Annotated in this window: 20 protein-coding genes and 1 pseudogene; 12 read left to right on the plus strand and 9 right to left on the minus strand. The window is 67.8% G+C overall.

Features of this window, described 5'->3' with window-relative positions:
- Nucleotide 1: 1 nt before the first annotated feature.
- From OYT95_RS20320 to OYT95_RS20330, 3 genes are all read right to left on the minus strand, one after another.
- Nucleotides 2–526, minus strand: coding sequence for a TIGR04338 family metallohydrolase (locus OYT95_RS20320; RefSeq protein ID WP_037230149.1), 525 nt, complete (start codon nucleotides 524–526; stop codon nucleotides 2–4).
- Entirely contained in the window at nucleotides 523–1341 is an 819-nt protein-coding gene (locus OYT95_RS20325) for a DUF2786 domain-containing protein (RefSeq protein ID WP_112302455.1), read from the minus strand. Before OYT95_RS20325 ends, OYT95_RS20320 begins: the two co-directional genes overlap by 4 nt.
- A gap of 73 nt (nucleotides 1342–1414) precedes the next feature.
- Complete coding sequence (locus tag OYT95_RS20330; protein ID WP_037230143.1) at nucleotides 1415–2383, minus strand: ABC transporter substrate-binding protein; 969 nt, start codon at nucleotides 2381–2383, stop codon at nucleotides 1415–1417.
- Nucleotides 2384–2445: 62 nt separating this feature from the next.
- On the opposite strand from OYT95_RS20330, the gene OYT95_RS20335 reads away from it, so the two are divergent.
- From OYT95_RS20335 to OYT95_RS20385, 11 genes and pseudogenes are all read left to right on the plus strand, one after another.
- Nucleotides 2446–3375, plus strand: coding sequence for a sucrase ferredoxin (locus tag OYT95_RS20335; protein ID WP_268788808.1), 930 nt, complete (start codon nucleotides 2446–2448; stop codon nucleotides 3373–3375).
- Between the two features lie 123 nt (nucleotides 3376–3498).
- A complete protein-coding gene (locus OYT95_RS20340; protein ID WP_268788809.1) occupies nucleotides 3499–4272 on the plus strand; it encodes a GntR family transcriptional regulator in 774 nt (257 codons plus the stop codon).
- A pseudogene (locus OYT95_RS20345) lies at nucleotides 4269–4496 on the plus strand (phosphonate C-P lyase system protein PhnG); the annotation flags it as partial. The gene OYT95_RS20340 and the pseudogene OYT95_RS20345, both read left to right, overlap by 4 nt.
- A gap of 143 nt (nucleotides 4497–4639) precedes the next feature.
- Nucleotides 4640–5278 carry a PhnE/PtxC family ABC transporter permease gene (locus tag OYT95_RS20350; protein WP_268788810.1) on the plus strand — a complete coding sequence of 213 codons (639 nt, stop codon included), beginning with the start codon at nucleotides 4640–4642 and terminating at the stop codon, nucleotides 5276–5278.
- A 75-nt stretch (nucleotides 5279–5353) separates the two neighbouring features.
- Nucleotides 5354–6109, plus strand: a complete 756-nt coding sequence (locus OYT95_RS20355) for an inositol monophosphatase family protein (protein WP_245973434.1) — start codon at nucleotides 5354–5356, stop codon at nucleotides 6107–6109.
- 99 nt (nucleotides 6110–6208) lie between these two features.
- Nucleotides 6209–7282 carry an ABC transporter ATP-binding protein gene (locus OYT95_RS20360; RefSeq protein ID WP_112302444.1) on the plus strand — a complete coding sequence of 358 codons (1074 nt, stop codon included), beginning with the start codon at nucleotides 6209–6211 and terminating at the stop codon, nucleotides 7280–7282.
- Between the two features lie 159 nt (nucleotides 7283–7441).
- Nucleotides 7442–8716: an ABC transporter substrate-binding protein gene (locus OYT95_RS20365; RefSeq protein WP_005264448.1), complete on the plus strand. Its 1275-nt coding sequence runs from the start codon at nucleotides 7442–7444 to the stop codon at nucleotides 8714–8716.
- 15 nt (nucleotides 8717–8731) lie between these two features.
- Nucleotides 8732–9781 (plus strand): carbohydrate ABC transporter permease, encoded by a 1050-nt coding sequence (locus tag OYT95_RS20370; RefSeq protein WP_037230117.1) that lies wholly within the window; start codon nucleotides 8732–8734, stop codon nucleotides 9779–9781.
- The gene (locus OYT95_RS20375) at nucleotides 9778–10671 is read left to right on the plus strand and encodes a carbohydrate ABC transporter permease (protein WP_037230115.1); all 894 of its coding nucleotides are present in this window, start codon (nucleotides 9778–9780) and stop codon (nucleotides 10669–10671) included. The genes OYT95_RS20370 and OYT95_RS20375 overlap by 4 nt, the downstream gene beginning before the upstream one ends.
- 4 nt (nucleotides 10672–10675) lie before the next feature.
- A complete protein-coding gene (locus OYT95_RS20380; RefSeq protein ID WP_037230114.1) occupies nucleotides 10676–10867 on the plus strand; it encodes a hypothetical protein in 192 nt (63 codons plus the stop codon).
- Between the two features lie 132 nt (nucleotides 10868–10999).
- Entirely contained in the window at nucleotides 11000–13219 is a 2220-nt protein-coding gene (locus OYT95_RS20385) for a transglycosylase domain-containing protein (protein ID WP_112302552.1), read from the plus strand.
- Here the strand turns inward: OYT95_RS20385 and OYT95_RS20390 are convergent.
- The 6 genes from OYT95_RS20390 to OYT95_RS20415 form a co-directional block, all read right to left on the minus strand.
- The gene (locus OYT95_RS20390) at nucleotides 13216–14466 is read right to left on the minus strand and encodes a T3SS (YopN, CesT) and YbjN peptide-binding chaperone 1 (RefSeq protein WP_268788811.1); all 1251 of its coding nucleotides are present in this window, start codon (nucleotides 14464–14466) and stop codon (nucleotides 13216–13218) included. The genes OYT95_RS20385 and OYT95_RS20390 overlap by 4 nt on opposite strands.
- Before the next feature lie 139 nt (nucleotides 14467–14605).
- Nucleotides 14606–15688, minus strand: a complete 1083-nt coding sequence (locus OYT95_RS20395) for an inositol-3-phosphate synthase (RefSeq protein ID WP_005264442.1) — start codon at nucleotides 15686–15688, stop codon at nucleotides 14606–14608.
- Complete coding sequence (locus tag OYT95_RS20400; protein WP_037230360.1) at nucleotides 15681–16238, minus strand: PadR family transcriptional regulator; 558 nt, start codon at nucleotides 16236–16238, stop codon at nucleotides 15681–15683. The genes OYT95_RS20395 and OYT95_RS20400 overlap by 8 nt, the downstream gene beginning before the upstream one ends.
- 267 nt (nucleotides 16239–16505) lie before the next feature.
- Nucleotides 16506–17297, minus strand: coding sequence for a DUF1707 SHOCT-like domain-containing protein (locus OYT95_RS20405; protein ID WP_268788812.1), 792 nt, complete (start codon nucleotides 17295–17297; stop codon nucleotides 16506–16508).
- A 7-nt stretch (nucleotides 17298–17304) separates the two neighbouring features.
- A complete protein-coding gene (locus OYT95_RS20410; protein WP_268788813.1) occupies nucleotides 17305–18129 on the minus strand; it encodes a DUF1707 SHOCT-like domain-containing protein in 825 nt (274 codons plus the stop codon).
- Between the two features lie 24 nt (nucleotides 18130–18153).
- On the minus strand, nucleotides 18154–19008 hold the full coding sequence (locus OYT95_RS20415) for a DUF1707 SHOCT-like domain-containing protein (protein WP_268788814.1): 855 nt from the start codon (nucleotides 19006–19008) through the stop codon (nucleotides 18154–18156).
- A gap of 109 nt (nucleotides 19009–19117) precedes the next feature.
- Here OYT95_RS20415 and OYT95_RS20420 point away from each other — a divergent pair, with 109 nt between their 5' ends.
- A complete protein-coding gene (locus OYT95_RS20420; RefSeq protein ID WP_005264437.1) occupies nucleotides 19118–19528 on the plus strand; it encodes a DUF5318 domain-containing protein in 411 nt (136 codons plus the stop codon).
- Nucleotides 19529–19585: the final 57 nt, after the last annotated feature.

The raw sequence follows: 19585 nt of genomic DNA on the forward strand, positions 1-19585 counted from the left end.
GTCAGTTCAGCCGGACCCCGCCCGCGAGGAGCATGGTCCGCAGGACGAATGCCGCCTCGGGGCCGATGATCTCCCCGACCAGGGTGAGGTAGCGGTCCACGTACTCCGGTCCGTGCGGCGCGACCGTCGGGTACTCGGGGTCGGACGGATCGAGGTGGTGGGCGACTTCGTGGAGCACCACCAGTTCGCGGAAGGCCCAAGCGTTGCCGTTCCTGTGCTCGGGTACCGCGATTGTCGCGCAATCGCTTTCGTAGTGCGCGGCCTTGTTGCCCGACCGCGCGCGGACGTGAATCGGGGTGGCTGCCCGCGTCCACGTCGACCGCACCCAATTCAGGGCGAGCACCCGGTCCACGTAGTCCTGCACCGAATCGATCGACGCGAACTTGCGTTCCACCGGCAGCGTCACCTGCGATCCCAGAACGTCGACGACGCGCAGTCCACGCTCGTCGGCGCGGTCGAACATGGTGCGCACCAGGGCTTCCGCGTCGTACACGGCGGTCCGCTGAGTGTCGCGGGGCCGCTTCACGACGGGATCTGCTTGCGGGCGGTCGACAGTTCGGGTGAGTTGCTCAGTCGTGCGGTCCGGGCGGCGCGGTCGCCGGCCCGGCGGGCACTCGACGAATGTCCGGCGGACGCGCGCCCTCCCCGCCACGTGCCGCGGGCCTGCGAGTTCTCCGAGTAGTAGTCCTTCAACTCGAGTTGCTTGTCGCGCAGGACCAGCGCCGTCTCCGCCGACGACTCCGGCACGGACACCGCCTGATCCTCGGCCTCCTTCTTGGCGTCGGCGAGGCGCTGCCCGATCCGCGCGGCGTAGGCGAGCTGGAAGTTCAAGCGGGCGGTGACACCGGCGACGGGCCGTCGCACCCGTGTCGCGACCCGGCGGCGCCCGCGCTTCTCGACCTGCGTCCGCAGCGTCGTCTCGCTGCGGTACTCACCCGACTTGATGTAGCCGTCGGACGCCCGGACCATCTGGATCAGCAGGCTCGCGTACAGGGCCTCGCAGACGTCGATGTCGCCGGCGAATCCGTACGCGTAGATGACGGCCGACGTCTGGGCGATGTCGCACTGGACGTCGTTGGCGGCGGCGATCACAAGAAACAGTTGCGCGTACGTCCGCAGACCCTTCTTGCCCGGTTCACCGATCGTGATCAGGCGCTGCGTGGGGGTGGCCCGCTTCTCCCTGCCCGCGGCGTGTGCGCGCGCCACCGCGAGGTCGATCGAGGAGGCGGTGGCGAGCCGCTGCGCGGCGGCCATGAAGGCCTCGCCCTCGTGCGGGTTGTCGGTGGATTCCGCCTGCCGGAGGAGCCCACCGATGCGGGTCAGCATCTTGTCGGAACTCACCCAGGCAGGCTAGCCCCCGTGCGTGGTTGACGAGTCCTGACACTCCTTAACCGCGCACGGGCGGCGGAGCCGCCTACAGCCGCTCGAGGTCGTCGAGGATCAGGTTTGCGCCGGTGAGGCCAATGCCGGTGATCCACACCCGGTAGTCGGTCTGGCGGACGCCGTCGCGTCGTGACGGCCCCATCTGCCCGACGAGTACGGGGTCGATCCCCAGTTCCCCCGGTGCGGACGTGTTGGCGACGAACGCGATGTCGGAGTCGATCAGGGCGACATTCTCGAGCGAGATCTCGGACATGTCGTTCTTCGCGTCCCACGGCTGTCCGGTGATGGTGTAGCCGGCCGCAGTCAGCACGGAACCGGAGAACGTGCCGGGTCCGTGGAGGCGCAGGCCGTCGTCCATCACGCGGATGACGTGCGCGGTGCGGCCCCGGTTGGTTTCGCTCAACGCGGCGGCGCGGGTGTGGAACGCCGACAGCTTCTGTTCGGCTGCTTCCGTCTCCCCCATGGCCTCGGCGAACAGCCGCAGCGTCCCCTGCCAGTCGACCGCAGGCGACACGGAGAACACGGTGGGCGCGATTGCCGACAGCGCGTCGTACAGGTCGCCGTGCCGCTGCTTGCTGCTGAGGATGAGGTCGGGCTGTAGCGCGGCGATCGCCTCGAGGTTCGGTTCGGCGATCGACCCGACGACGGTGGTGCTGTCCAGTCCGCCGCCGAGGTATGCGGGCAGCGCGTCGGCGGAACCCGCCTGAGCTGCGCCGACCGGTGTCTTTCCGAGTGTGACGACGGTGTCGATGGGGAGGCTGTCGAGGGCGACGATGCGACTGGGCCGATTGCTCACCGTCGTCGTCCCCATGGCGTGGGTGACGGTGCGCTGGGCGCCGCTGTCGCTGCCAGTTGCGGCGTCGGGTCGCGCGCATGCGGCGGTGAGCGCGGCCAGCGCGGCTGCTCCCAGCCCGGCGCCGAATTCTCGTCGTGTCAGGGCATCGACGATCTCTTGCCATTGGACGTCGGTGACATTCGGGGAGCACGTGGCTGAACGCATCCTGGACCTCGATCTCGAAGGGGGTAGAAGATAGGCGAACCTAACCTTATACAGTCTGGTGCGTGAGCGTGCAGACGACGACGTCGCCCGAGGGGTGGACGCCACCGGCGTGCGCGGCGCTCTCCCAATCGCTCCAGGAGCCGTTGTGGGGCACCGCGCCGCGGGTGCGCGGCTGGCTGCTGATCGAGCAACCCGGACCGTGGGGCCGCGACCGGCTCCGGCAGAGCCGCCTCGACCCGGTCCTCGGCGACGCGCTCGCCGCCCGGTGCGCCGACGCCGGGGTGCGTCCGGTGCTGATCCGCACCCGGCAGCGCCGCGACCTCGCCGCCGGACGTCACGTCTACCTCGTGCGACCGGGCCGCGCCGACGGCTGGGCGGAGCGACTGCTGGTGCGTGAGGACCGGGAGTTGCTCGATCTCGACCTAGACCTGCCCCCCGGAGTTGGAGAACGTCTCGACCCCGCCGAATCTCTGTTCCTCGTCTGCACCCACGGCAAGAAGGATGCCTGCTGCGCGTCGTTCGGACGCCCCGTCGTCACCGGCCTCGGCCACCGCGGCGGACGGGTCTGGGAGTCGACGCACGTCGGCGGCGACCGGTTCGCCGCGACCGTGGTGTGTCTACCGTCGGGCATCTACTACGGCCGGGTCACCGCGGAGGCTGCGGAACACATTGTCGCCGAACACGATCGCGGACGGGTTGTGCTCGAGCACTACCGCGGTCGGTGCACCGACGACCCGGTGCTGCAGTTCGCCGAGCACACCGTCCGGGCCGAGCGGTCACTGCTCGGACTCGACGACGTGATCCCGTTGTCGGCGGTCCCGCGACCGGACGGTGACACCGACGTCCTGGTCCGGCACCCGGGCGGCACCGACGTGGTCCGGGTGCGCACGACCCGCGCCCAACCCCGCCTGACCGCCTGCAGCGCGGGTGTCGTGGACAGCCCGGACCGGTTCGAGGCGGCTCCGCCACCCGTGCGCCGTTCTGGTAGCTAGGACAACCAAAAAGGCGCACGGGTGCGAAGCGCCTGACAACTTGCCCACACGTTCAGCGGCGTTTCCTTCCCGGTTACCTGCAGGGCAGTTGTCCGTACAACTCGGCCCGTGACAGTGGTCGCCATGACGGAGCATCGGTACCGCGCCATCGCGGACCAACTGGAGTGCGAGATCGAGCGGCTGGCGCCCGGCACCAAACTCGACAGCGAACACGAGCTGATGAAGCGCTTCGGGGTGGGCCGGGCGGCGGCGCGGGGTGCGGTGCAGGAGCTGGAGCGGCGACTGCGGGTGCGGCGCGTCCAGGGTGCGGGCACGTTCGTCGCCGAACGGATCGACTACGTCATCTCCCGCGACCGCCGGCCGTCGTGGCACCGCACCGTCCGGGAGGCCGGGGCCGTACCGCGGTCGGTGATCCTCGAACGGTCGCTCGCACCGCTGCCCGCCGACTGCGCCGACCGGCTGGAGGTGCCGCACGGCACCCCGGCGCACCACATGGTCCGGCTCAGCTACATCAACGACGTCGTCGCGGGTCTCGGATTCGAGTGGATCTCCCACGATGCCGTCCCCGACCTCGCCGAGGGCATGCGGGTGGAGGAATCCCTCGACGAGGTGCTCCGTCAGATGGGCCATGTCCGTTCGGTCCGGTCCTGGTGCCGCACGGCCTCGGACATTCCGCCGGCCGACGTGCAGGAGAAGCTGCAGCTCGTGTCCGCGGTCCCGGTGTGGGTGGTGGAGAGCGTCAATCGCGACGCCGACACCGGCACACCCCTCACCTACAGCAAGGCGTGGATGCGCGGCGACGCCGTCCGCGTCGTCATGGAGATCGGCTCTCCGGACGAACCCCGACCACTCAACACCGACATCGAGAACGACACGAAAGAGGTCTCGACCCCATGATTTGCCACGTCTACAGTCGCGAACGCGTCGCCGAGCTGCTGGCCGCGGCATCGGCGGGCGATCTCGTCGAGCTCGCCGACGCCTGCCTGTCCGACGGCGCCGAACTCGCGGGCCTCACCGCGCCGGAGATCGGTTCCGTCGCGGCGCAGGTGCGCGAACCCATTGCGTACGACCACTTCTGCCTCGGCGACGTCCTCGCCTTCCGTGCCGAGGTGAGTCTCGCCGGAGTGCGGGGCTGGGCCATGCGCATGGGCGACGACCGGGCCGCCACCCTCGCCGCCGCGACGTCCTGGCGCTGGCCGCCGCCACGTGGGGCTCCGACATCGACCTGTCACGGTTGGCCGAGGGAATCACGTCCCTGCCCCGCATGCTTGACCTGTTCTTCCCACCCGGCACCGGCGGAATCTGGGACGAACTGCTCGTGCAGCTGCTCGTCACGGTGCAGATCGCACTCGCGGCAACGCTTCTGGGTCTGCTCCTGGCCGTGCCGATCGGAATCCTGGCCGCCCGCAATGTAGCTCCCACCCCGGGTGTCGCGAAGTTCTTCCGCATCGTCATCGTGGTGGTCCGCGGCATCCCCGATCTGATCTTCGCGATCATCTTCATCGTCGTCACCGGGCTCGGCGCCACCGCGGGCGCGCTCGCCCTGTCCGTCGGGGCGGTCGGGTTGCTCGGCAAGCTGATCGCCGACTCCCCCGAGGAAACGGATGTGTCCGTGCAGCAGGCGGTGTCGGCCGGTGGCGCCAGCCGTTCCCAGGTGTTCACCGCCGCGACACTCCGGCAGTCGGCGCCCGCTCTCGTCGCGCACCTGTTCTACCAACTCGACGTGAACATCCGCGCCGCAACGCTCCTCGGCGTCGTCGGGGCGGGCGGCATCGGGTTCTACTTGATGAACGCCGCCCGGGTCCTGCAGTTCGATGTCGTCACCACCATCGTGCTCATGATCTTCGCCGTCGTGATGGCCGTCGAGGGCATCGCGATGTGGATGCGCCGGGCGATGTCCTGATTCATCCCCAACCTGTGGAGGAACCTGTTGATGAACCGGACCAATACGATTCGGACCGAGGCAAATTCAGGACTCATGGCGGCCGCCGACGCTGCGACGGACGCCTACCGGAGGGCCGTCGCCACCTACCCGCGGGAGAAGCTGAAGTCGATCGCGATGCAGGGCGCGGACGGCACCCCGACCATGTTCGTCGACGTGATCGTCGAGGACGCCATCATCGACGCTGCCACCGCGGCCGGGGTCAACGTGCTGTCCGAGGAGCGGGGCTGGGTCGACGTCGGCTCGGCCGTCACCCTGGTGGTCGATCCCGTCGACGGCTCGGCGAACGCCGCCGCCGGTGTGCCGCTGGCCTGCTTCAGTGCCGCCGTCGCGATAGACGGCGAATTCACCGAGGCGATGACCACGTGGTTACATACGGATGAACGTTGGTGGGCGTCACGGGAGTTGTCGCCGTACACCACCAGCGGCTGCCGCACGGTCGCCGACGCCGCCGTGTCGATGCTGCGCCCGCATCAGCGCAACTGGGACGCGTGGACCCGCGTCGCGCAGACGGCGACCCGCATCCGGATCCTCAGCTGCAGCACCCTCGACGCCGTCCTGGTCGCCACGGGAGCCGTCGACGCGTTCGTCGACGCCGGCAGCGACACCCACCGGCTCATGGACATCGCCGCGGCAGTCGTCCTCGTCGGAGCGTCCGGTGGCGTGGTACTGGACGCCTTCGGCCGGCCCGTCGAGTTCGACACCGACCTCACCCGCCGCTGGAGCGGCATCGTCGCGGCGACCCCCGAACTCGGAGAGGAGCTTCGAACCCTCATCGCCGAGGCGCCGTAGCCGCCCGTGCGCCGTTCTGGTAGCGGGGCTACCGAAAGGCGCACGGGGTAGATTCTTCGCACCTGTGCGCGGCGCCGGGTAGAAGGGACTTCGACGTTCATGGCCACAGTGACCTATGACGGTGCCACCTGCCTGTTCCCCGGCTCGGACAAACCGGCCGTCGACACGCTCGACCTGAAGATCGAGGACGGTGAGTTCCTGGTCCTCGTCGGCCCGTCCGGCTGCGGCAAGTCGACGTCGCTGCGGATGCTGGCCGGGCTGGAGGACGTCCACAGCGGCCGGATCCTCATCGGTGACCGCGACGTCACCACCCAGGAACCCAAGGAACGCGACATCGCGATGGTGTTCCAGAACTATGCGCTGTACCCGCACATGTCGGTGGCCGAGAACATGGGGTTCGCGCTCAAGCTCGCCGGCGCCGCGAAGGACGACATCCGCACGCGCGTCGAGGAGACGGCGAAACTCCTCGACCTCGAGCCGTATCTGGACCGCAAGCCGAAGGCGCTGTCCGGCGGTCAGCGGCAGCGCGTCGCGATGGGTCGTGCCATCGTCCGGCAGCCGCAGGTGTTCCTGATGGACGAGCCGCTGTCCAACCTCGACGCCAAGCTCCGCGTGCAGACGCGCACCCAGATCGCGCAGCTGCAGCGCCGCCTCGAGACGACGATGGTGTACGTGACACACGACCAGGTCGAGGCCATGACCATGGGCGACCGGGTGGCGGTGCTGAAGGACGGGGTGCTGCAGCAGTGCGCGTCGCCGCGCGACCTCTACAACAGGCCCGCCAACGTGTTCGTCGCCGGCTTCATGGGGTCGCCGTCGATGAACCTCTTCACGCTGCCGATCACCGCCGACGGTGTCGTCCTCGGCGACGCGACCATTCCGCTGCCCCGGCAGCTGCGCGCGGACAGCGACGAGCGTCAGGTCGTCGTCGGGATCCGCCCCGAACACCTGGAACTGTCGACGACCGGCATCCCGATGGAGGTCGCGGTGGTGGAGGAACTCGGATCCGACGCCTACATCTACGGCCGCAGCACCGTCAACGGGGAGACACAGCAGTTGGTGGCCCGCGCCGACTGGCGGAACCCGCCCCGCAAGGGTGACCTGGTGAAACTGCACGTCGACCCGTCCCAGGTGCACCTGTTCTCGGCGTCCGAGGGCTACCGGCTGAGCTGACCCGGCGGCGGCCGGGGCGGTTCCTGACCGATTCAGGTCGGGGGTAATGCCGGACTTCTGCGGTGTTCCATGCCACAGTATGTTCCGACACCGCGCCGGTGCCGCGAGTTCCGTCGTGCCGGTAACGGGTTCATCCACATCTACCTACGGGGAGACTCCATGGTTCAGATTTCGAGAGCGGTCCGGCGCGCCGCGGTGTTTGCCACCGCTGCCTCGCTGGTCACGCTCACCGCTTGCTCGAGCGACAGCGGCAGCGACTCCACGTCGGAGAACCTCGACGGTCGCGGACCCATCACGTACGTCGAGGGCAAGGACACCACCGAGACCGGGGTCGTCCGCCAGATCATCGACGCGTGGAACGCCGAGCACCCGGACGAGCAGGTGACGTTCAAGGAGCAGTCGAACGACGCCGATCAGGCGCACGACGACCTGGTCCAGCACCTGCAGGCCAAGCAGTCCGACTACGACGTCGTCGCACTCGACGTCCCCTGGACCGCGGAGTTCGCGGCCAAGGGCTGGCTGCAGCCGCTGACCGGCGAGTTCGCGGTGGACAACACCGGAATTCTCCCCGCCACGGTCGACAGCGCCACCTACAACGGCACCCAGTACGCGGCGCCGAAGAACACCAACGGCGGCCTGCTGTACTACCGCAGCGACCTGCTGCCCGCCGCACCGAAGACGTGGGCCGAGCTGGCCGCCGCGTGCGAGGTCGCGAAGACCAACAACATCGACTGCTACGCCGGTCAGTTCGCACCGTACGAGGGCCTGACGGTGAACACCGCCGAGGTCATCAACGCGTACGGCGGCTCGTTCGTCGGCGAGGACGGCAAGACGCCGACCGTCGACAGCCCCGAGGCCCGCGCCGGCCTGCAGGTGCTGGTCGACAACTTCAAGAACGGCGACATCCCGGCCCAGGACACCACGTTCAAGGAGCCCGAGAGCCAGAAGGCGTTCGAGGACGGCAAGGCGCTGTTCCTGCGCAACTGGCCGTACGTGTACGGCACGGCAGACAAGGATTCGTCCGCGGTCAAGGGCAAATTCGCGGTCGCCCCGCTGCCCGGCAAGGACGGCATCGGCGCCTCGACGCTCGGTGGCTACAACGCCGCCATCAGCGCGTACTCCGAAAACAAGGCGACGGCCCGCGACTTCCTCACCTTCCTGCAGGGTGAGCAGGCGCAGCGGATCATCGCGATGGGCTCGCTGCCGCCGGTCCGCGCCGCACTGTACGACGACCCGGAGATCATCGCGGCCTACCCGTTCATGCCGACGCTGAAGGTGTCGATCGAGAACGCCGTTCCCCGTCCGGTCACGCCGTTCTACCCCGCTGTGTCGAAGGCCGTGCAGGACAACGCCTACGCTGCCATCAAGGGTGAGAAGTCGGTGGATCAGGCGATCACGGACATGCAGTCCGGCATCCAGTCCGCAGGCTCGTAGAGCACAGGAGTGAACATGGCCGTTCCGACTGGGACCACCAGTGGGGCGCCGGCCCGTCCCGCGGCCGGGGATTCCGACCCCGGCCGCGGTTCGCGTGAGAAGAGCGAGAACGGGCGACGCTTTGGGCTGAGCAGTCGCCGCGCGTGGCTGTTCGTCGTGCCGACGCTCGCCGTGCTGGCAGTCGTCATCGGCTACCCGGTGATCCGGGCAGTGGTGATGTCGTTCCAGAAGGACGCCGGACTCGATCCGACGACCGGCATGTTCGTCGAGGGCGGCTGGGCCGGGTTCACCAACTACACGCACTGGATTCTGCAGCAGTGCACCTCCCCGAGCGGGGTGGCCGTGGCGTGCCCGCCCGGCACGCTCGGCTCCCAGTTCTGGTCGGCCGTCGGGAACACCGCATTCTTCACCGTCGTCACGGTGGGCCTCGAGGTCGCGATCGGCCTGTGGATGGCGATCATCATGGGCAAGACGTTCAAGGGCCGCGCCCTGCTGCGTGCGGCGGTCCTGATCCCGTGGGCCATCCCGACCGCGGTCACCGCCAAGCTCTGGTACTTCATCTTCGCCTACGACGGCATCGCCAACCGCCTCCTCGGCACCGAGATCCTGTGGACATCGGACGCGTGGCCCGCGCGATTCGCGGTGATCATCTCGGACGTCTGGAAGACCACCCCCTTCATGGCCCTGCTCATCCTCGCCGGACTGCAGATGATTCCGCAGGACGTGTACGAGGCGGCGCGGGTAGACGGCGCCTCCGCCTGGCAGCGGTTCCGGCAGATCACGCTCCCGCTGGTGAAGCCGGCGCTGATGGTCGCGATCCTGTTCCGCACGATGGACGCCCTGCGCATGTACGACCTGCCCGCCATCCTGACCGGCGGCAACCCGGCCACCACGACGGTGTCGATTCTCGTCGTCGACCAGGTGCGGCAAGGGTTCAACAGTGCGTCCGCACTCTCCACCATCACGTTCCTGCTGATCTTCGCGGTGGCATTCGTCCTCGTGAAATTCCTCGGCGCCAACGCCGTCGAGACTCAGGAAGCCCAGCGAAAGGGGCCGAAGCCGTGACCCATCGCGCCCCGGAGCTCGAACTCCCGAGCAGGCCCGTTCCCCGCAACCGTCCGAAGCGGTTCGCATTCAAGAACTCCCGCATCTACATCGGTGTCGCGATCATCCTCGTCTGGGGGCTCGCACCGTTCTACTGGATGATGGTGACGGCGTTCCGCGACCCCGACTACACGTTCGACACCACACCCTGGCCCACGCATCTCACACTCGAGAACTTCCAGAACGCGCTGTCGACGAGCAGCGGCAACAATTTCACCCGGGCTGTCGTCAACAGCATGATCATCGGCGGAATCACCACCGTCGTCGCCCTCGCCGTGGGCATCTTCACCGCCTACGCGCTGGCCCGCATCGAGTTCCGGTTCAAGTACGTGGTGGTCGGCATCGTGCTCGGCGCGTCGATGTTCCCCGTCGTCGCCCTCGTCACCCCGCTGTTCCAGCTGTTCACGAACATCGGCTGGATCGGCACCTACCAGGCGATGATCATCCCGAACATCTCGTTCGTGCTGCCGCTCACCATCTACACGCTGACGTCGTTCTTCAAGGAACTCCCCTGGGAGCTCGAGGAGGCGGCCCGGATCGACGGCGCCAGCCGCGGTCAGGCGTTCCGTCTGGTGATGTTGCCGCTGGCGGCGCCCGCCCTGTTCACCACCGCCATCCTCGCGTTCATCGCGACCGTCAACGAGTACCTGCTCGCCAGCCAGCTCTCCAGCGACGCCACCGAACCGGTCACGGTCGCGATCGCCCGGTTCTCCGGCAACGACCCGCACGTCGTGCCGTACGCGGCGATCATGGCGGCGGGCACGATCGTCACCATTCCGCTGGTGATCATGGTGCTGCTGTTCCAGCGTCGCATCGTGTCGGGCCTGACGGCCGGCGGCGTGAAGAGTTAGCACCATGCATCCGGTGGCGAAGCGGCAGCGGCTCGAGGTACTGATCGGCGTGCTCGGGTTCTTCACGGTGATGGCGTTCGTCGCCGCGGTCGTCGAGGTCGTCCGCGGCGACCCCGGCGTCACTCCCGCGCTGGTGTTGCTCGGCTGCCTGGTGCTGTCGGGGCTGGCGATTGCCGCCCGGAATCGGGTGCGCTGAAACAGTACGGTCGGTATGGAAATTTGCTGAGCGTTAGCGCGGCGCGCGTCACACTCGAGGCCATTCACATAACATACGTACGGGTGGGTGCGATGATCCTCCGTGACCGGATAACTGACCGGGAGTGTGGAAGTGAGTTCTGGCAACGACGCGACGGGCAATCATGCCTCCGAATCGGGGGGCACACCGCCCGTAGACGACGGTTCGGCTGACACACCCACTCCATCACCGGACGAGAAGAACAAGCGCACACGGTGGCGCACGGTCCGCCGGGTGAGCCTGGTCGTGATCGCATTGCTGCTGGTCATCCCGCTCGTCGTGTTCCTGGTCAGTTACGTCCGCGCCGAGGTCCCGCGCCCGTCGGACATGAAGACCAACCAGGTGGCCACCGTCTTCGCCGCCGACGGCACCACCGAACTGACCAAGGTCATCCCGCCGGAGGGCAACCGCACCGAGATCGCGCTCGACGCCATCCCCCAGCACGTCCGCGACGCCGTCCTGTCGGCGGAGGACCGCAACTTCTACTCCAACCCCGGCTTCTCCGTCACCGGGTTCATGCGTGCCGCCCGCGACAACGTCCTCGGCAAGGAAAGCGCGGGCGGCGGGTCGACGATCACGCAGCAGTACGTCAAGAACGTGCTGGTCGGCGCGGACCGCAACGTGTACCGCAAGATGCGGGAACTCGTGATCTCCACCAAGATGGCCCGCGAGTGGTCCAAGGACGAGATCCTCGCCGCCTACCTGAACACCATCTACTTCGGCCGCGGCGCGTACGGCATCGAGGCGGCGTCGCGCGCCTACTTCGACAAGCCGGTCGGCGACCTGTCGGTGGCCGAGGGCGCCGTGCTCGCGTCCGTGATCCAGAGCCCGTCCTATCTCGACCCCGAGGCCAACCTCGACCAGTTGCAGGCGCGCTGGAACTACGTTCTCGACGGCATGGTCGCGATGGGTGTGCTCAGTCAGCAGGACCGCAGTGCGGCGGAGTTCCCGGTCACGGCGCCGTCCAACCGGCCCACCGACGCCAACTCCGCGCCCGGCCCGGACGGCCTCATCCGCAACCAGGTGCTGCGCGAGTTGTCGGATGCGGGGATCTCCGAGCAGACCCTCAACACCGAGGGGCTGCAGATCACCACCACGATCGACCCGCGGGCGCAGGAGTCCGCGATCGAGGCAGTCCACGACAACCTCGAAGGTGAGGATCCCGGGTTGCGGACCGCGGTCGTGTCCATCGACCCCCGCACCGGAGGTGTACGCGCGTATTACGGCGGCGAGGACGGCGCCGGCTTCGACTACGCGCAGGCGCCGTTGCAGACGGGGTCGTCGTTCAAGGTGTTCGGTCTGGCGGCGGCGCTGGAGCAGGGCATCCCGCTCTCCGCCCGCTTCAGCAGTGCACCGCTGACCGTCGGCAGCGTGCAGATCGGCAACGTCGAGGGCGAGTCCTGCGGCACGTGCACCATCGCCGAGGCGACGAAGCGGTCGCTGAACACGAGCTTCTACCGGCTGATGATGTCGCTGGACAACGGTCCGCAGGCCATCGCCGACGCCGCCCACAAGGCGGGGATCCCGGAGTTCATTCCCGGGGTGCAGGGTAAGACGCTCAGCGAGAACGGCGGCGAACCCGAGGGTGGCATCGTCCTCGGCCAGTACCTGTCGCGGCCGATCGACATGGCATCCGCGTACGCGACGCTCGCGGCGTCGGGCATCTACCACCAGCCGTATTTCGTGCAGCGGGTCGTGACCGCCGACGGCGTCGTGCTCCTGGACCGTGCGCCCAGCCCGGGTGAGCGCCGGCTCGATGCCGCGGTGGCCGACAACATCAGTCAGGCACTGATGCCGATCGCCTCCTACTCGCGGGGCCATGCGCTGGCGGGTGGACGCCCGTCCGCGGCGAAGACCGGCACGGCGCAGCTCGGCGACACCGGTGAGAACAAGGACGCCTGGATGGTCGGGTACACGCCGTCGCTGGCGACGGCGGTGTGGATCGGCAAGGCCGACGCCACCGCCATCAACAACAGCTGGGGCGGCCTGATCTACGGTTCGGGTCTGCCGTCCGACATCTGGAAAGACACGATGGACGGCGCGCTCGAAGACACCGATTGGGAAGACTTCCCGTGGCCCGACCCGATCGGCGGCCAAGCCGGTGTGCCCACGTGGACCGGTCAAACCAGCGGCGACGGAGCGGGAACCGGCACCAGCGGGGTTGTCCCGCCGCCCGGTGCCCCCACTCCCGCACCCGTCGAGGTTCCGCCACCGGCCGTCCCGGTCCCGCCCGTCCCGCCGGTGCCCGCACCCGTCCCGGCGCCGACCCAGATCGAAATCCTCCCGGGCGTCATCATCCCGCTGCCGGGTTAGCCGAGGTTCTGAAACCCGCCGCGCGGCGGAGTCCGGTTCGGCAGCACCACAACCCGCAGCGCGGCGCGGAGGCTTTCCGTCGTCTTGGCCCAGGCTCTCGCCTCGTCCTCGCACATGTCGGCCTCTTCGGGCTCCTCCTCGCGGGCGAGTTCCGCGTTGTGGCGCCACTCGATCTCCTGCTCGGAGCAGAGTCGGAGGAACTCGAGGATGGTGTCGCGGTCGCGTCCGCAGATCTCCGCGACGTCGTCCGGGTCGAGCCCGCTCTCGGAGTCGAGGTGGATCAGGGTCACGAGGGCGGCGGGGAACTCGTCCTCGCATTCGTGCTCGGCGTACGAGGACGTGGCACCGGGTGTGGAATTGAGTTTGCCGCCGAGCTTTTCGGCGAACGCGTCGTCGACGGTATCCACGAAATGCTCGAACATCCGGAACACCGACACCAGGTGATCGGCGACGAACGGTGACCCGTCGACGCGCATGACGGCGACCACGTTGTCGACGATGAGCAGGAACTTGATGTCGGGCCACTGCCGATTGAGGTCGGCGAGCGCCTCTGCGGTGCGCGTGCGATCGCTGATCGTGTGGACCACGCGGGCGAACACCTCGACGCGGGCATCCTCCTCGATCACCCGCACGTACGTGGGGAGGTCGCCGACCCACACGAGGATGTCGCCGTCCGCGTCCTTGCCCGGTGCCTGCTCGAGCATGGATTCGACCGCGGCATCGACACGGTCGCGCAACCCGGCGCCGTCACGCAGCTGGGCTGGGACTTCAGCAGTACCGAACTCCGGGGTCTCAGCCCGGCCACCGGTGATCGCCTTCAGGAACGAGGGATGTAGAAGGTCCCAGATCTCCCGGAACACGGTGACCGTCATCGACGCCAGCAGGTGGGCGTCCTCTCGGTCGGCGTCGAGGTAGTACGACGCGGAACCGTTTCCCTCGTCGACGTGCTCGCACAGGTCGGGCCGGTTCCAGCCGAGCTCGATCAGCCTCTCGTGCTCCTCGGCGGTGAGCGCCCGCGCCGGGTGCAGGAAGCGGTTGGACGGCACCTCGCACCGCACCTTGTCGCCGGCCCAGGCGAAGAACCGCACGCACGCGGCGGTCTCGACGAGGCCGTCGTCGACGCTGTCGTACTGCGACTGCAGCACCAGTTCGTCGTCGTCCTCCATAGCGTGCACGTACCCGGTCAGACGGTCCTGGAGTTCGGTCCAGGCGTCGTCGATCTCTCGATCGAAAGTGTTGTCGGACATCACGCCTCCCTCGATGAATCCTGGGTGTCACCGTAGAGGGAGGGTCTGACAAGAAATCGAACACAAAGGCGAATGCACCTTTCGTCGCCGTGAAGACGACGAAAGGTGCATTCGCCCCGTACTACTTCTGCGCGGTGAACTATGCGTCGATGATGAACGCCTCGAGCTCGGTGCGAGCCTTGTCGTCCGCCATCTGGACCGGCGGGGACTTCATCAGGTACGCGGACGCCGGGTAGACGGGTCCGCCGATGCCGCGGTCCTTGGCGATCTTGGCTGCGCGGACGGCGTCGATGATGATGCCGGCCGAGTTCGGGGAGTCCCAGACCTCGAGCTTGTACTCGAGGTTCAGCGGAACGTCACCGAAGGCGCGACCCTCCAGGCGGACGTACGCCCACTTGCGGTCGTCGAGCCAGCCGACGTGATCCGACGGGCCGATGTGCACGTTGCCCGGACCGAGGTCGCGGGTCAGGTTCGACGTCACGGCCTGCGTCTTGGAGATCTTCTTCGATTCCAGGCGATCACGCTCGAGCATGTTCTTGAAGTCCATGTTGCCGCCGACGTTGAGCTGCATGGTGCGGTCGAGCTGCACGCCGCGGTCCTCGAAGAGCTTCGCCATCACGCGGTGGGTGATGGTGGCGCCGACCTGCGACTTGATGTCGTCACCGACGATCGGGACGCCGGCGTCCTTGAACTTCGCGGCCCACTCCGGGTCGGAAGCGATGAACACGGGCAGGGCGTTGACGAATGCGACACCCGCGTCGATGGCGCACTGGGCGTAGAACTTGTCGGCGTCCTCGGAACCCACGGGCAGGTACGAGACCAGCACGTCGACCTTGGCGTCCTTCAGAGCCTTGACGACGTCGACGGGCTCGGCCTCGGAGATCTCGATGGTCTCGGCGTAGTACTTGCCGATGCCGTCGAGGGTGGGGCCGCGCAACACCGGAACGTCGGCCGGCGGGACGTCGGCGATCTTGATGGTGTTGTTCTCGCTGGCGAAGATGGCCTCGGACAGGTCGAATCCGACCTTCTTGGCGTCGACGTCGAACGCGGCGACGAACTGGACGTCGCGCACGTGGTACTTGCCGAACTTGACGTGCATGAGGCCGGGAACGGTCGCCGTCTCGTCGGCGTCCTTGTAGTACTGCACGCCCTGAACCAAGGACGAGGCACAGTTCCCCACGCCCACAATGGCCACGCGCACCGCGGTGCTGTTCTCACCCATGGTCGGGTTCTCCTTTTTTCTTAGGTGTTGCTGTCGATTGCTCGGCGGCGATCAGCTCGTTGAGCCAGCGCACTTCACGCTCACTGGATTCGAGTCCGAGCTGGTGGAGTTGCTTGGTGTAGCGATCCAGCGTGCCGCTCGCTCTTCCGATCGCGTCGCGAAGCGCCTCGCGGCGCTCCTCGACCTGGCGTCGTCTGCCTTCGAGAATCCGCATCCGCGCCTCGGCAGGAGTGCGGCTGAAGAAGGCGAGATGAACGCCGAATCCGTCATCGGTGTAGTTCTGCGGACCCGTGTCGGCGACCAGTTCCTTGAACCGCTCCTTGCCGATCGGCGTGAGCTGATAGACGCGGCGGGCACGACGCTTGACGGTCCCCGGAGGACCTGCGTCCTCGGCGATCAAACCGTCTGCCTGCATGCGTCGAAGCGTCGGGTAGAGGGAACCGTACGAAAAGGCGCGAAATGCACCCAGCAGTCCCGTCAACCGTTTGCGGAGCTCGTATCCGTGCATGGGTGACTCGTGGAGCAGCCCGAGAATTGCCAATTCGAGCACGTCCACCCCCTGAGTCGCCCGACCTAACCGTGTGATGCGATTCAAAACTATATCGCACCGATATATAGGACGATACGCCCGCTCGATACATGGGACAAGCCGTCACAGGTTGTTAACCGAGGCCGGGCGTCTGGCCTCGTCGCCGAATGTCACACCGGTGCCGTCTGACTGAACGAATGTCACATTGGGCGACCAACCGGCGGCCGACGGCACCCGACGGCACCCAACGGCGGCTACCGGCCCCAGCAGGGCAACGACCCCGGACCTTCAGCCCTCGTAGGGGTAGATGTCGAACGGTTCGCCGTCGAATCCGACGACCATGTGTCCGGTGTGGCCGGCGGCGTTCTTCACGTGGATGGAGATGGTCGGCGGTCCGTCGTCGGACCCGGGTTCGTACCGGAAGGACACGATCTCCACCGCGCCGTCGGGGACGCGCAGGGTTTCGGGTGCCCCGGCGAGCAGTCCCGCGATCGCGACCTGGTCGACGGTGCCGAGGTCGAAGGACTTCTCGTCGTCGGAGCGGGTGGACGAGCTGCCCCAGTCGTCGAATTCGCCGTCGTAGAGGTAGGAGTCGGCCTGCAGCGCGTTGCCGGCGGACGGCCGGTCGAAGACGGCGTGGGCCGGGTAGAGGCCGAGTTCGTCGGCGACGGTGTCGCCGTACTCGGCGCGGTACTCGTCGAGGAAGAAGTGCAGGCCGGCGCCGGTGGTCAGGTTCGGCACCGACTTCGACGGGCCGAGGTCGCTGTTCGCGACGGCTCCGGCGATACCGCCCACCGCGGCCGCGGCGACGACGAGGACCGCGGCGTACACCCACCGCCGCGACGATCGGCGGCGTCGCGGGGACACGACGGGGCTGGCGGAGAGCCGGCTGGGGATCTGGAGGTCCCCGATGAGGCGGTCGAGTTCGTCGAACGTCTTCGCCCGCATCGCCGTGGAGGTGCGGGAGGTGTGTTCCTCCGCGGACAGTTGCCCGTCGGCGAGCGCGGCGTCGAGCATCCCGCAGGCGTCGGCGCGGTCGGAGTCGCGGGCGCGGATACCCGCGAGTGTGGTCCTGGGCATCTGCGTCCTATCGGCCGAAGGGGTAGACGCTCAGTGGTGCACCGGACGGGTCGAGTTCCATGTGTCCGCTCTCGCTGAACTCGTTGGTGACGTAGATCGACACCGTGGGGCCGTCGTCGTCGGCCTCGAACGAGATGTGGCTGACTTCTCCGTCGGGGACATTGAGGCTCACCGGGGCACCCACGACTGTTCCGCCGATCTTGTCGAGGTTCAGCGTCGACAGGTCGAACACGGGTGTGTCGACTTTCCGGGTGGTCGGGGTTCTCGCCGGCGTGAATCCGCCGCGGTAGTCGTAGCTCACCATCCGGTTCGGTTCGAGGGGCAGCGCGCGTTCGAGGCTGGCGTGGCCGCCCTCGTAGAGGGTGAGGTCGTCGACGATCAGATCGCCGAACTTGGCGCGGTACCGATCGAGGAACACCTTCATGCCCTCGGGTGTGACGGGATTCGGTGTGGGGACGACCAGCGGTTGGACGGAATCGAAATCGACCTGCTGCGCGACGGGGGTCACGGTGGCCTGAACGTCGTCGCTGTCGACGAGCATGAAGGCGCCGACGGCTGCCATCACTGCGGCGACGGCGACGGCGGCCGGGAACCAGTGCTTGGCGGTGTCGCGCGGCGGACGTGCGTCCGGTGGTGCGTCGGCGGGTCGTTGCAGGTCACTGACCAGGACCTCGAGGTCGGCGAGGGTGCGAGCCTCCGCGGCGAGGTCGGACATCGCGCGATGTTCCGCCTCGTTGATCTGGCCGTCGCCGAACGCGGCGTCGAGCAGTGCGGACGTGTTGGCTCGATCGACGTCGCGTGCCCGCGTGTTCGGTGGGTATCGGCTGGCCACGGGAGGATCTTAGAGCCCGGACGCCTACCTCGCGGGGTTCACCTGCCACACGTCCCCGCCGAGCGTCGCCCGCAGGTATCCCCCGCCGGTCTGTTCCTTGTCGTAGACGTACACGTTGATCGTCGGTCCCTTGCCGCCGTCGGCGAGGAGAACGTGCCCGATCGTGCCGTCCGGGACTCCGACCAGCCGGGGTGCGTCGGCGATGAGCGCGACCAGTGCGGGCACGTTTACCTGCGCGAGGTCGACCTCCCCGGTTCCGGGGAGACGCTGCGTGCGGGTGCCCGACGTCTTGAACCCGCCGCGGAAGTCGTACCGGTCGACCTTGTCGGGCGCGTCCGGGGACGTCCGCGACAGGATCGCGTACTCGTCGTACAACCCCAGTTCGTGGACGGTGAGGTCGCCGAACTTCTGCCGGTACTGCTCGAAGAGGGCGTGGATCCCATCCTGGGTGAGGGGCTGCGCCTGCCCCACGATGATCGGCTCGACCGCGGGCACCTCGACCTCCGGCCGGGCCAGTGGCTTCTCGACCTGCACCGGGACCGGTGGGGTGACGGGGTCCGGGCCGTCCTGCTCGGTGAGTGCCAGACCGATCGCGCCGACCGCGATCACCGTCCCGCACGCGACCGCGATCCGCAGCGCCCGGCGGGGTGATCCCGCTGTCCGGACAGGTGCCTGTGTGGTGATCGACGACGGCAGTTGCAGATCGCTGATCAGCAGGTTCAGTTCGGCGAGGGTCTTCGCCGACATGGCCTGGGCCGTCCTGTCGTGGTACTCGTCGGCGCCGAGCTGCCCGTCGGCGTAGGCGGCGTCGAGCTGGCTGCATGCGTTGACCCGATCGAGGTCGCGTGCGCGAGTCTGCGAGGACGGTCCTGAGGCCACACCGGCATCGTAGTGCGGCGACCGTGTTTGACCAGCGTCACTCGACCGACCCCTTCTCTCCGGACGCGACGCACGTACTCTGGTCTCCGTGCGGATACAGCGGCAGGTGGTGGACTATGCGCTTCAGCGCCGGTCACTCCTGGCCGAGGTCTACTCGGGCAGGACGGGTGTCACGGAGGTGTGTGACGCCAGCCCCTACCTGCTTCGTGCCGCAAAGTTCCACGGCAAGGGCAGTGATGTGGTGTGCCCGATCTGCCGTAAGGAGCAGTTGACTCTGGTCTCCTGGGTCTTCGGTGACAAGTTGGGCCCGGTGTCGGGTTCGGCTCGTACGGCCGAGGAGTTGGTGCGTCTCGCGTCCACTCAGGAGGAATTCTCGGTTCACGTGGTCGAGGTGTGCCGGACATGCAGCTGGAACCATTTGGTCCAGTCCTATGTTCTCGGTACCGTGCCCGAACCGAAACGGCCCAGGCGTTCGTCGCCACGGCCGCGGCCTCCGAGCCGTCGTACCGCGAGCGAGTAGACACGCCCGAACACGGACGCGGGCAGAAGAGTGCCCACAGACGTAACGCAGGACTGA

Origin of the sequence: Rhodococcus sp. JS3073 (genome assembly GCF_026810085.1) — a bacterium.
GTDB classification, from domain to species: Bacteria; Actinomycetota; Actinomycetes; order Mycobacteriales; family Mycobacteriaceae; genus Rhodococcus_F; species Rhodococcus_F wratislaviensis.

What these genes read in the sequence shown, in the direction of transcription:
- OYT95_RS20330 (WP_037230143.1), bottom strand. Translation starts at nt 2,383, where the DNA reads ATGCGTTCAGCCACGTGCTCCCCGAATGTCACCGACGTCCAATGGCAA.
- OYT95_RS20340 (WP_268788809.1), top strand. Translation starts at nt 3,499, where the DNA reads ATGACGGAGCATCGGTACCGCGCCATCGCGGACCAACTGGAGTGCGAG.
- OYT95_RS20350 (WP_268788810.1), top strand. Translation starts at nt 4,640, where the DNA reads ATGCTTGACCTGTTCTTCCCACCCGGCACCGGCGGAATCTGGGACGAA.
- OYT95_RS20355 (WP_245973434.1), top strand. Translation starts at nt 5,354, where the DNA reads ATGGCGGCCGCCGACGCTGCGACGGACGCCTACCGGAGGGCCGTCGCC.
- OYT95_RS20360 (WP_112302444.1), top strand. Translation starts at nt 6,209, where the DNA reads ATGGCCACAGTGACCTATGACGGTGCCACCTGCCTGTTCCCCGGCTCG.
- OYT95_RS20365 (WP_005264448.1), top strand. Translation starts at nt 7,442, where the DNA reads ATGGTTCAGATTTCGAGAGCGGTCCGGCGCGCCGCGGTGTTTGCCACC.
- OYT95_RS20370 (WP_037230117.1), top strand. Translation starts at nt 8,732, where the DNA reads ATGGCCGTTCCGACTGGGACCACCAGTGGGGCGCCGGCCCGTCCCGCG.
- OYT95_RS20380 (WP_037230114.1), top strand. Translation starts at nt 10,676, where the DNA reads ATGCATCCGGTGGCGAAGCGGCAGCGGCTCGAGGTACTGATCGGCGTG.
- OYT95_RS20390 (WP_268788811.1), bottom strand. Translation starts at nt 14,466, where the DNA reads ATGTCCGACAACACTTTCGATCGAGAGATCGACGACGCCTGGACCGAA.
- OYT95_RS20395 (WP_005264442.1), bottom strand. Translation starts at nt 15,688, where the DNA reads ATGGGTGAGAACAGCACCGCGGTGCGCGTGGCCATTGTGGGCGTGGGG.
- OYT95_RS20405 (WP_268788812.1), bottom strand. Translation starts at nt 17,297, where the DNA reads ATGCCCAGGACCACACTCGCGGGTATCCGCGCCCGCGACTCCGACCGC.